This window comes from Nostocoides japonicum T1-X7 (genome assembly GCF_001046855.1).
Classification (GTDB): Bacteria; Actinomycetota; Actinomycetes; order Actinomycetales; family Dermatophilaceae; genus Nostocoides; species Nostocoides japonicum.
Map to the genome: position 1 here is coordinate 2,396,741 of NZ_HF570958.1, position 10,453 is coordinate 2,407,193.

The 10,453-nt window shown below is 69.7% G+C and carries 16 protein-coding genes; 6 read left to right on the forward strand and 10 right to left on the reverse strand.

Going from position 1 to position 10,453, the window contains the following annotated elements:
• The 4 genes from BN12_RS26690 to BN12_RS10685 form a co-directional block, all read right to left on the reverse strand.
• Window positions 1–519, reverse strand: a 519-nt coding sequence (locus tag BN12_RS26690; RefSeq protein WP_157635703.1) for a transposase, incomplete at its 3' end; no start/stop codon positions are given.
• Between the two features lie 159 nt (window positions 520–678).
• The gene (locus BN12_RS23405) at window positions 679–963 is read right to left on the reverse strand and encodes a hypothetical protein (protein WP_053080008.1); all 285 of its coding nucleotides are present in this window, start codon (window positions 961–963) and stop codon (window positions 679–681) included.
• 507 nt (window positions 964–1,470) lie between these two features.
• Window positions 1,471–2,103, reverse strand: a complete 633-nt coding sequence (locus BN12_RS24460; RefSeq protein WP_157635448.1) for a hypothetical protein — start codon at window positions 2,101–2,103, stop codon at window positions 1,471–1,473.
• A gap of 330 nt (window positions 2,104–2,433) precedes the next feature.
• Window positions 2,434–2,613: a hypothetical protein gene (locus tag BN12_RS10685; RefSeq protein WP_048552348.1), complete on the reverse strand. Its 180-nt coding sequence runs from the start codon at window positions 2,611–2,613 to the stop codon at window positions 2,434–2,436.
• Between the two features lie 194 nt (window positions 2,614–2,807).
• On the opposite strand from BN12_RS10685, the gene BN12_RS10690 reads away from it, so the two are divergent.
• The 4 genes from BN12_RS10690 (at window position 2,808) to BN12_RS10705 (ending at window position 5,526) form a co-directional block, all read left to right on the forward strand.
• A complete protein-coding gene (locus tag BN12_RS10690; RefSeq protein WP_053080009.1) occupies window positions 2,808–3,347 on the forward strand; it encodes a class I SAM-dependent methyltransferase in 540 nt (179 codons plus the stop codon).
• Window positions 3,344–4,069, forward strand: a complete 726-nt coding sequence (locus BN12_RS10695; protein ID WP_048552349.1) for a glycosyltransferase — start codon at window positions 3,344–3,346, stop codon at window positions 4,067–4,069. Before BN12_RS10690 ends, BN12_RS10695 begins: the two co-directional genes overlap by 4 nt.
• Before the next feature lie 126 nt (window positions 4,070–4,195).
• On the forward strand, window positions 4,196–4,384 hold the full coding sequence (locus BN12_RS10700) for a hypothetical protein (RefSeq protein WP_048552352.1): 189 nt from the start codon (window positions 4,196–4,198) through the stop codon (window positions 4,382–4,384).
• A 2-nt stretch (window positions 4,385–4,386) separates the two neighbouring features.
• Complete coding sequence (locus tag BN12_RS10705; RefSeq protein WP_200901192.1) at window positions 4,387–5,526, forward strand: cupin domain-containing protein; 1,140 nt, start codon at window positions 4,387–4,389, stop codon at window positions 5,524–5,526.
• A gap of 15 nt (window positions 5,527–5,541) precedes the next feature.
• Here BN12_RS10705 and BN12_RS10710 read toward each other — a convergent pair whose 3' ends face one another.
• From BN12_RS10710 to BN12_RS10735, 6 genes are all read right to left on the reverse strand, one after another.
• On the reverse strand, window positions 5,542–6,171 hold the full coding sequence (locus BN12_RS10710; RefSeq protein ID WP_048552358.1) for a hypothetical protein: 630 nt from the start codon (window positions 6,169–6,171) through the stop codon (window positions 5,542–5,544).
• 155 nt (window positions 6,172–6,326) lie between these two features.
• Window positions 6,327–7,088 (reverse strand): ABC transporter permease, encoded by a 762-nt coding sequence (locus tag BN12_RS10715; RefSeq protein WP_048552360.1) that lies wholly within the window; start codon window positions 7,086–7,088, stop codon window positions 6,327–6,329.
• Window positions 7,085–7,900 carry an ABC transporter ATP-binding protein gene (locus BN12_RS10720; RefSeq protein ID WP_048552364.1) on the reverse strand — a complete coding sequence of 272 codons (816 nt, stop codon included), beginning with the start codon at window positions 7,898–7,900 and terminating at the stop codon, window positions 7,085–7,087. Before BN12_RS10720 ends, BN12_RS10715 begins: the two co-directional genes overlap by 4 nt.
• Window positions 7,897–8,265 (reverse strand): DUF1048 domain-containing protein, encoded by a 369-nt coding sequence (locus tag BN12_RS10725; protein WP_048552367.1) that lies wholly within the window; start codon window positions 8,263–8,265, stop codon window positions 7,897–7,899. The genes BN12_RS10720 and BN12_RS10725 overlap by 4 nt, the downstream gene beginning before the upstream one ends.
• Window positions 8,262–8,597 carry a PadR family transcriptional regulator gene (locus tag BN12_RS10730; RefSeq protein ID WP_048552369.1) on the reverse strand — a complete coding sequence of 112 codons (336 nt, stop codon included), beginning with the start codon at window positions 8,595–8,597 and terminating at the stop codon, window positions 8,262–8,264. Before BN12_RS10730 ends, BN12_RS10725 begins: the two co-directional genes overlap by 4 nt.
• A gap of 151 nt (window positions 8,598–8,748) precedes the next feature.
• Window positions 8,749–9,168 carry a Fur family transcriptional regulator gene (locus tag BN12_RS10735; RefSeq protein ID WP_235432373.1) on the reverse strand — a complete coding sequence of 140 codons (420 nt, stop codon included), beginning with the start codon at window positions 9,166–9,168 and terminating at the stop codon, window positions 8,749–8,751.
• Between the two features lie 129 nt (window positions 9,169–9,297).
• Here BN12_RS10735 and BN12_RS10740 point away from each other — a divergent pair, with 129 nt between their 5' ends.
• Both BN12_RS10740 and BN12_RS10745 read left to right on the forward strand, forming a co-directional pair.
• The gene (locus tag BN12_RS10740) at window positions 9,298–10,239 is read left to right on the forward strand and encodes a metal ABC transporter solute-binding protein, Zn/Mn family (protein WP_048552372.1); all 942 of its coding nucleotides are present in this window, start codon (window positions 9,298–9,300) and stop codon (window positions 10,237–10,239) included.
• Window positions 10,236–10,453 (forward strand): ATP-binding cassette domain-containing protein (locus BN12_RS10745; RefSeq protein ID WP_048552375.1); only part of this gene is annotated, 218 nt, incomplete at its 3' end. The genes BN12_RS10740 and BN12_RS10745, both read left to right, overlap by 4 nt.

Below are 10,453 nucleotides of genomic sequence, written 5' to 3' on the forward strand. Positions count from 1 at the left end.
CGGGCGGCGGGCGGCGCGAGCCGATGTTGCGGCCGCGGCGGGCCGCGACGCGTTCGCGCAGGGCGCCGACCTGGGTGTGGGCCCCGACCTTCTTGACCGACACGGGTCGCGGCCCAGCGGACCAGGCAGGAGCCTTGCTTGGTGATCCGTCCGCGGTGGACGTGGGTGCCTGGTCTGGTGATGCTTGGGCGTCAAGCCCGCCCACGAGGCCAGCGCCGGCGCCGCGGTGAACCGGTGCACGTCGCCGATCTCGGCCACGAACACGCATCCCCCAGCGTCGGGCCGATCCCGGGGATCTGCTGCACGCTGGTGTAGCCCGGCTCGGACGCCAGCCGGCCACGGGCCAGCCGCGTGAACTGGTCGATCTGCCAAGTCCAGGGTGTCGATGACCCGCCGCAGCGAGGCGATCCTGGCCGCGTACGGCGCCGGCAGCGCGACCCGGTCCAGCAACGCGGTGCCCTCTACCCCGAACAGGCCGTCTCGTCGCCACCTGGATGCGGCACTTGGCCAGCACGGCATGGATCTGAGCCGTGCAGCCCGACCGGAGCCCGACCAGCTTGGCCCGGTGCCGCACCAGCTCCCGCAGCTCCCGCGTGGCCGGCGGGGCGACCCCACGCCTCCGGCAGCCGACCCATCCGCAGCAGGTCAGCCAGATCGGCCGCGTCCCGCTCGTCGTTCTTAACCCGCCGATACTCGAACATCTCCCGCCCCCAACGGGTGCGCCAGATGAACATGGGCGCCGCCGGCCTGGAGCGCGTCGACCGCCCAATACCAGCCGTACGTGGCCTCCAGCACCGTCTCCGGAGCCTCCCCCGCCCGGGCCATCACCGCCGCCAACCGCTCCGGATCGTTACTGATCCGGACCGTCTCCAACACCTCACCCTCACAGGTGGAACGCACGATCACCGACCGTCGACGATGCAGATCGATACCGACGAACTGCCTCCCGGCATACCCTTCCATCAGGGGCCTCCTTCAACGTGAGCCGTGGACAACTCCCAGCATCCCGCCGGGAGAGGCCACGAGGAGCGGAGGCCCCGCTCCTACATCGCACCAGAGGTCTATCTACCCTCCATCTACCGCGCCTGTTCTCATGAGCCGGGCGACGGTCCCGGCCGCATCCTCGTGGAGGACCGGAACAACGTGGGAGTAGAGGTCCAGCCGGACCCGCCGCCACCCTCGCCGACGAGCTGGCCCGCGCCCTGCCCTACGTCGACCTCGTGCCCGCCTCCGGAGCCGACTACGCCATCGCCTCCACCGGCTTCCTCGACCTCATCCTCGCCAAGCGCCTGCAGCACCGAGGCGAACGCGCCCCTCGATGACGCCATCGCCGCCGCCGTCAAGCGACCCCGAGGAGACTCATGGGTCTGGGGCCGACGAGCCGCCACCGCCGACGTCTCCCCCTCGTCGCCGCCACCCTCGCCACATGGGGCTGGACCCACCGCCCCTACCGGCCCCATTCCACATCTACTAGCGCTGCAACCAGAAGCCGAGCAGCGCGCCGGCCGCCACGCTGACCAAGGCAGTCGGCACGCCCACCTTCCAGTCACGCTTCATCATCGCGCGGCGGCTCTGCAACTCCTCGCGCGACGTCAGATCAAGCCAAATGACTGGACGAGCTTGGAAGCGCTGCGCCCAGCCAGAAACCCGTGAACGGGGATGCCTCAGTGCGAACAACAGAAGCAGCAGAATCAAGGAGCATCCCGCGATGTTTCGCCAGGTCCAGGCCATGGCAATCCACAACCCTAGGACGGTCATCCCCCAAGCCAGAACGATGGCCCAACCCAATGCTCGATCGGTCCACCATCGCCTATTCGTCGCCCGAACGACGTCCACGATCCGTTGATGGGCAACTCGCAGCGAGTCTCGATGTTCGGGCAATGGCTGCACATCGACGGAGATGCCATCTCGCGAGGCCATGAAGTTCAAGATGCTTTCGCCTTGTCCGTTCGGACCATCGATGCCGGCGTTGATCGTTAGGAATCCGCTGCTGGCAGGGGTGAGATCACTGGCGCTCGCTAGTTCAAGCGAGGGGTGCTCGAAATTCCGCCGACCTGGTGGGCCACCCCGCATGGTCAGTCGAGTGGTCGGCAAGTCCGCCATGATGCTCAGGATGTCCCGGATGTCATCGACATTCAGGTGTGCAGGCGACAACTCTGTGTCTATGCGCCCGCTCGCGTCGACATGATCTCGGAGTCGGGGCTGCTGCCATCCACCCCACATCCCCCAACCGCCTCCTCGACCACTTTCGTGGAGGTGGAGCATGTCAGAACGAGAGCCGGACTGCTGGGGGGCGCGCCGCGCGGATCAGTGCCAAGATTTCGTCATCTCGTCAGAAGTTGACCTGCAAGATCTCCGCGCGTAGTTAGCGCGCGTCTAAGAGATCCGCCAGCGCCACCAGAGCCGCCGCGAGGTCCCGAGCCTGCCGCGGGCTCATCCGCACCCCGCGAGGCCCTCGGCGTGGCTGTGCGGGTTGAGCGCGCCGAGCCAGACTCGCGGCTCACCCGCGAGCACCTGCCACGGCTCGCCCGTTGCCTCGTCGCGACGGTCGCCGTCGACCTCGACCCGGCCCCCGTCGCCAAGAGCCACGACGAGCCCCAGCCCCTCCGGCACGCTGTGCCAGACGATGGGAGGACCGTCCCCTCGACGTCCCACCAATGGCCCGGCGAGATGCACCACGAGGGGCAGGACGTCTGCGGCGGGGTCGCCGTCACAAGCTCATATTCGGTATCCGACAGAACGACAGGGAGGCTCATCCCTCAAGTCTGGCGCAAGTCAACTCGGCCAACTCGGAGCGCTTGACGGACTTGAGGAAACGAACCCTCCATCTACCGGACGGCGAGGCGGACAAGCGCAGGACGACCCTCGGGCTGCTGCCCACCGGGCGGCGCTACCGTCGCGCCTTCGAGCCCGGATGCTCCCTCGGCCTGATGACCCGGCTGCTCGCCGAGCGTTGCGACGAGGTCGTCGCCTGGGACGTCAGCGAGACAGCGGTCTCGCGGGCCCGGGAGCGCTGTAGGGACCTGACCGGCGTGGAGGTATGCCGCGGCGCGGTCCCCGCGTCATGGCCGGACGGGCGGTTCGACCTCGTCGTGCTGTCGGAGATCGGCTACTTCCTCCAGGAGGAGGAGCTCGCGCGAACCCTCCGACTGACCGTGGACGCCCTGGTCGAGGACGGCATCGTCCTGTTGTGCCACTGGCGCCACCCCGTCGACGGTTGGGCCCTCGACGGCGAGGACGTCAACGCCGTGTTCGCTTCCAGCCCCTCCCTCCGGGTCGAGGGGACCCACGAGGCGGACGACTTCGTCGCGATCATGCTCTCCCGGCCCGGAGCGGGCGCCCCATGACGAGTCTGGGGGTCGTCGTGCCCGCCCACGACGAGGAGACCCTGCTGCCCCGGTGCCTCGATCACCTGGCCCGTGCGCGCCGCCGGCTCGCCCACGTCGAGCCGGGCGTCACCGTGCGAGTCGTCGTCGCCCTCGACCGGTGCACCAACCACACCCTCGACGTCCTCGCCACGCGCTCCGAGGTGGAGACCGTGCATCTCGACGCCCGCTGCGTCGGCGCCGCTCGAGCCGCGGGCGCGGCATACCTCCTGTCGAGTACCGAGGCCGATGCGATCCCCGCAGGCGCCGTGGACTGGCTCGCGTGCACCGACGCCGACACTCTGGTCCCCGAGCACTGGCTGATCTGGCACCTCGGCGCGTGTCGGGCGGGCTACGACCTGCTCCTCGGCACCGTGTGGCCGGAGGGCGCAGTCCTCACTCCGCTGGAGCAGCAGACCTGGCTGGGCAGGCACGACCTGACCGACGGTCATCCGCACATCCACGGCGCGAACCTCGGCGTGCGGGCATCGGCATACCGGCTCGTCGGCGGCTTCCGACGAATGGACGCCCACGAGGACGTCGACCTCGTCAGCCGTGTTCGCGCGGCCGGACTGTCGTGCTCGGCCTCGGGCGGTGGGTGCGTCGTGACGTCCGACCGGCTGGCCGGCCGCGCCGTCGGAGGCTTCGCCGACCATCTCGAACGGATCCGAGCGGCATCGGTCGGCGCGCAGCGGCCGGCGTGAGACGGTTGGTCCCATCCCGGCTGGCCATCGTTCGGTCGGCGATGAGACCACCGCGCCTGGGCATGGAGCGCCGAGAGGTGGGTAGGTAGAGGTTCGCACATCTCATCCGCCACCTTGGAGGAACCCATGACCGACCGCCCCCTCGACGACGACGACATGACCACCACTCCGTCCGGCGACACCAGTGTCGACGCGGACGGCCAGGACGCCGGCCCCGGGCCGGACACCGGGCCGCGCGACAGCGACGACGCGGACGGCCAGGACGCCGGCCCCGGTCCCGACACCGGGCCGCGCGACAGCGACGACGCATCCTGAGCGTGCCCGTCGAGCGGGGCGTGCTTGACCTGCTCACTGGCGATGCCCAGACCTTCCGCGAGAAGGTCTGGGCATCGCGGGTCATGCACCATCGGACCGATTCGAGGGAGCTGGCGGCCTATCTGTCCCTCGAGGACGCCGACCGGCTGCTCACGGCTTCCGCGATCCGGACCCCGAGTGTGCGTCTGGTCCGTGATGGCTCGGTGCTCCCGGAGGAGGACTACACCACCACCGTCACCCAGGCTGGGCGGGCCCTCACGGGCCTCGTCGACGGCCGGCGGGTGCTCGAGGAGTTCCGGAACGGCGCCACCGTGGTGTTCCAAGGCCTCCATCGGTCCTTTCCGCCGCTGGTCGACCTGGTGTCCGAGCTCGAGCTGGAGCTCGGACACCCTTGTCAGGCCAACGCCTATCTGACGCCGCCAGGCTCTCAAGGGTTCGCCGTACACAGCGACGTCCACGATGTCTTCGTCCTCCAGACCGCCGGCACCAAGCAGTGGGAGCTGCACCCGTCAGAAGGTGACGAGGAGCCGCTCCTCGAGCCCGGCCACGTGATGTACCTGCCCGCCGGCACGCCCCACGCCGCACGCTCCCAGGACACCGTCTCCCTGCACATCACCATCGGCATCAACCAGCTCACCTGGCGCGGACTGATGGAGCGGACGGTCGCGGACGCGATCGCCGGGCAGCCCGGGGGGCATCTGCCGGCCGGCTACCTCGAGGACCCCGGCGCTCTCGTCGCTGGGCTCGAGGACCGGCTCGCCACGCTGGCCGACCGGCTGCGCCATCTCGACGTCTCCGAGGCCGCCCGCGAGGAGGTGCGCCGTTTCCTCACCTCCCGGCCGCCTCGCTTGGCGGGCGGCGTGGTCGACGGCTTGTCCCTCGGCGTCGTCGGGGATGACACGCTGCTTCGTCGCCGTCCTGGTCACGCGTGTGTCCTCCTAGAGAGGGACGATCGGCTGGAGGTGCTGCTGGGCGACCGGTCCCTCGACGTGCCGGCCACGATCCGGCCCGCGATCGAGGTGGTGCGGGCTCGCGCAGAGCTGCGTCCCCGCGACCTCCCTCTCGACGCGCGGAGCAGACTCGTGCTGGCCCGCCGACTGATCCGCGAGGGGCTGCTGCAGGTCGTGGACGGACGGGGATGACGCCGGATGCTGCGGCTACGGGTCGACGCGGTCGACGGCGGCCATCTGCCGGTCGGTGCGGGCATACTCGCGGTCGTTGCGTGCCGCGTGCCGGTCGCCCGCGGCGAGAGCACGGTCCTGCATGGCCGCCAGACGATCGATGGTGTCGGCACCGAGGTGCTGAGCCACGTCGCGCAGGTCGTCACGCACCTCACGCCGCTCCGCACCGATCGCGTCGAGGGCGAGGTAGGCGCGAGCGAGATGGCCCTCCAGCACGACCTGTGCCGAGTCCAACACCTCCGTCGGCATCCCCGGCACTGCCCGCAGCTGGTCGAACGTCCGCCCCAGCGCGGCGACGCTCTCGGCGTGCGCGGCCGTCAGATCGGTGTCGGCCGCGTCCTGCGCGTCCAAGCGTGCATGGGCGGTGGTCGTGAGGTCCACTGCGGCCTGCTCGCGGATCGCCGCGTCCGTGTCCCTCCGCTCGGCGGCGGCGTCACGGGCATCGGCGTCGTCGTCACGCCCGCGACTGGTCCCGTCTCGCTGCTCGGCGTCCGCATCGCGTCGCTCGGCGTCGCGCCACCATGGTCGGCGGGTCTGCTCCGCCTCGCGGAGCCGCGCCTCGACGGCGTGCGTCCGGGCATCCCTGTCCTGGATCGGCCGATTCATCAGCATCCTCGATTGCTCTGGCCCGGCTACCTGATGCGCCGTCGGCGGTATGCCGAAGCCCGACAGGGCCAGTCCAGCAGGACGGGGCGCCGAACTCTCTGTCCGTCAGGCTACGCCCGTCGCGGCTCGGCCCGAGGTGCGAGCCGCGGACGAGCTCATGACGTCCGGCGATGGAAGACGGCCATCGCGCAGGCGTATGCGGCCAGCAGGATGGCGACGCACCAGGCCAGGGCGGTCCAGATGTCGTTCCCGATGGGCTGTTGCGTGAGCAGGTTGCGGATCGTGTCGACGATGGAGGTGACCGGCTGGTTCTCGGCGAAGGCCCGCACCGGCGCCGGCATCGTCTGGGTCGGGACGAAGGCCGAGCTGATGAACGGCAGGAAGACGAGCGGGTAGGAGAACGCGCTCGCGCCGTCGGCCGACTTCGCGGTGAGGCCGGGGATGATGGCCACCCAGGTCAGCGCAAGCGTGAAGAGCAGGAGGATGCCGGCGACCGCGAGCCAGGCCAGCACCCCCGCTCCCGACCGGAAGCCCATGAGGAGCGCGACGAGGACGACGACCACGACGGACATGAGGTTCGCCGTCAACGAGGTCAGGACGTGGGCCCACAGGACGGACGAGCGGGCGATCGGCATGGACTGGAACCGCTCGAAGATCCCACCCTTGAGGTCGAGGAAGAGGCGGAACGCGGTGTAGGAGATGCCCGATGCGATCGTGATGATGAGGATGCCGGGCAGCAGGTAGTCCACGTAGGACGTCATCCCGGTGCTGATCGCGCCGCCGAAGACGTACACGAAGAGGAGCAGGAAGGCGATCGGCATGAACGTCGTCGTGATGATCGTGTCGAGGCTCCGGGTGATGTGACGCAGGCTCCGTCCGGTGAGGACGGTGGTGTCGCCGAGGAAGTGGGCTGTCATCGGTTCTCCTTCCGGGTCGTTCTCGCGTCGGCGTCCGGCCCGCGGCCGGTGTCCTCGGCGTCGTCGCCGATGACGGCGAGGAAGATCTCCTCGAGACTCGGCTGTTTCTCGACGTATTCGACGGTGGCGGGCGGGAGCAGCCGCTTCAGCTCGGCGAGGGTGCCGTCGACGATGATCCGGCCCCGGTGGAGGATCGCGATCCGGTCGGCGAGCTGCTCGGCCTCCTCGAGGTACTGCGTCGTGAGCAGCACCGTCGTGCCCTGCTCCGCGAGCCGCGTGACGGCCTGCCACACCTCGATGCGCCCCTGGGGGTCGAGGCCGGTCGTGGGCTCGTCGAGGAAGATGACCGGCGGGTCGCCGATGAGACTCATCGCGATGTCGAGGCGGCGTCGCATACCGCCGGAATACGTCGACACCCTCCGTCCGGCCGCCTCGGTCAGGGCGAAGCGCTCGAGGAGGTCGTCCGCGACGGCTCCGGGGTCCGCCAGGTGACGCAACCGGGCGACGAGGACGAGGTTCTCCCGCCCGCTGAGGATCTCGTCGACGGCAGCGAACTGCCCGGTGAGGCTGAAGGACTCCCGAACCTGCGCGGCCTGGGTGGCCACGTCGAAGCCGTTGACGCTCGCGAGCCCTGCATCGGGTCTGATGAGCGTCGACAGGATCCGGACGACCGTCGTCTTTCCCGCCCCGTTCGACCCGAGGAGGGCGAAGATGCTGCCGCGCGCCACGTCGAAGTCGACACCGCGGAGCACGTCCAGCGCCTTGTAGGACTTCTCGAGTCCCTCCGCGTGGATCGCTGTGTCGGCGCTCATGAGGGGTCCCGTCGCTCCGCGTCATCGATCGCCGACACCAGGCGCTCCCGCTCCTTGTCGATCCACCGCTTGCCGGTGTACGCCTCGGCGAACGTCTCGGCGAACTCGACGGGGTCCTCCCCGACGATCTGGCGCACCGGGGTGCCGTCCGCTGCGGCGGCCTCCCAGAGGTCGGCGAGGTCGCCGAGCATCGTGACGATCGTCGCGCCGTCCGTCACGCCGCCGCAGTACATGAGGTACCGCCGCAACGCCTTGGCGGCCGCGGCATACGGCGTCGGGAGAGCCTCCATGCGGGCCTTGTCCCGCCTGTACTGTCTCTTCTCCTCGAGCGATCCGGTGACCCGCTCGATCCATCGTGTCGTCATGTTCTCCTGCCTTCCTCCTGGAGCTGCTCCAGTCGCTCTGCGAGGAAGCTCCAGGTCCTCCAGAACTCGTCGAGGTATGCCTGTCCCTGCGGGTTGAGGGAGTACATCTTGCGGGGCGGCCCCTTCTCCGAGGGGATCCGCTGCACGTCGACGAGGCCGCGCTGCTCGACCCTCACGAGGAGGGCGTAGATCGTGCCCTCGGCGATGTCGGAGAAGCCCTGCTGCCGCAGCGACGCCGTGATCTCGTATCCGTATGCGGTCCGCGCGGACAGGATCGCGAGGACGATGCCCTCGAGCGTGCCCTTCAGCATCTCGGTCATCTGCCGGCTCACGAAGCTCCCTCTCGAACTACTCAGCGTTATTGAGTACTGCTAGATAGTAGCACTGAGTAGTGAGACGAGGGAGGGCTTCGGGCCGGCGACTCCAGACCTCACCGATGCGCCAGAGGCGCACTCGACAGGGATGGGCGGACGAGAGCCTGGCTCAGGACGCGGCGGCGCAGGCGGCGCAGACGCCGAAGACCTCGACGGTGTGGTCGACGTCGGTGTAGCCGAACCGCTTCGCCGTCTCCTCGGCCCACCGTTCGATGGAGCGACTCTCGACCTCCTCGGCCCGGCCGCAGCGGCGGCAGACGAGGTGGTGGTGATGACCCCCGCTGTCACCGCAGAACCGGTAGGTCGTCTCGCCGTCCCCGGTGTGGATGACGTCCGCCTCGCCCTGGTCGCTGAAGGCCTGGAGATGGCGGTAGACGGTCGACAGGCCCACCTTGTGACCCGCGGCCCGGAGTGCGCCGTAGACGTCCTGCGCGCTACGGAAGCCGCCTTCGTCGATGAGCGCCTGCCGCACCGCAGCGCCCTGCGCGGTCGACCGCGGCGCCTTCTCCGCTCCGATGCGAGATGCCACGCCACCAGTCTACGGAATGCCCCGTCGGACCCGTCCAGCGCGGAGGGCGGGACCCCCTTCCCGCGGCAGCCCCGCATACGGTAATAATGAACATCGTTATCACTCTTAGACCCGGAGGTATGCCAGCCCATGTTCTCCCGTCGGACCGCCCTCGCGGCCTCCTGCGCGGTCTCCGCCGTCCTCGTCCTCGCCGCCTGCGGGTCGGGGGACTCCTCCGGCGCCACGTCGAGCAGCAGCAGCGCCGCGAACCACACCGTCTCGGTCGTCGCGTCGACGAACGTCTGGGGCGACGTCGTGAAGCAGGTGGCAGGTGATCTCGCCGGGTCACGCGTCGACATCACCTCGATCATCAGCAACCCGGACGCCGATCCGCACTCCTACGAGGCGAACACGCAGAACCAGCTCGCCCTCTCGACGGCGAAGCTCGTCGTCGAGAACGGCGGCGGCTACGACGACTTCGTCCACACGATGCTCTCGTCCGCCAAGAACACCTCCGCGACCGTCCTCGACGCCGTCGACATCTCGGGCAAGAAGGCGCCGGCGGGCGGGGAGCTCAACGAGCACGTGTGGTACGACTTCCCGACGGTCCGCAAGGTCGCCGCTCGGATCGCCACCGCGCTGTCCGCGGCCGACCCGGCCGACGCGTCGACGTATGCGAAGAACGTCACGGCGTTCGACGCGCGGCTGGCCGCCATGCAGGCGACCGAGGCATCCATCAGGAAGGCGCACAGCGGGGACGCCGTCGCGATCACCGAGCCGGTGCCGCTCTACCTGCTCCAGGCGTGCGGTCTCGTCAACCGGACTCCCGAGGAGTTCAGCGAGGCGATCGAGAACGGCACGGACGTGTCGGCCGCCGTCCTCCACGAGACGCTCGACCTCTTCTCGAGCAAGAAGGTCGACCTGCTCGCCTACAACGAGCAGACGTCCGGGCCACAGACCGAGGCGGTGCTCAAGGCCGCGAAGGCGAACGGCATACCGGTCGTGCCCGTCACGGAGACCCTGCCGTCGGGCAAGGACTACCTGACGTGGATGGAGGGCAACCTGTCGGCCGTCGGCAAGGCACTCGGGTGAGCGAGGCGGCGAGGGGCGCCATCGTCCTCCGGCGCGACGAGCCGGTCCTGCGGGTCGAGGACGCGGCCCTGCGCTACGGGCGACGGGTCGTCTGGTCGGGCCTCGGCCTCGAGGTCCGGCCCGGGGAGCTGCTCGCCGTCCTGGGGGCCAACGGCTCGGGGAAGACGAGCCTCGTCCGGGCCGTCCTCGGCCTCGAGCCGCTCGCGGCCGGCCG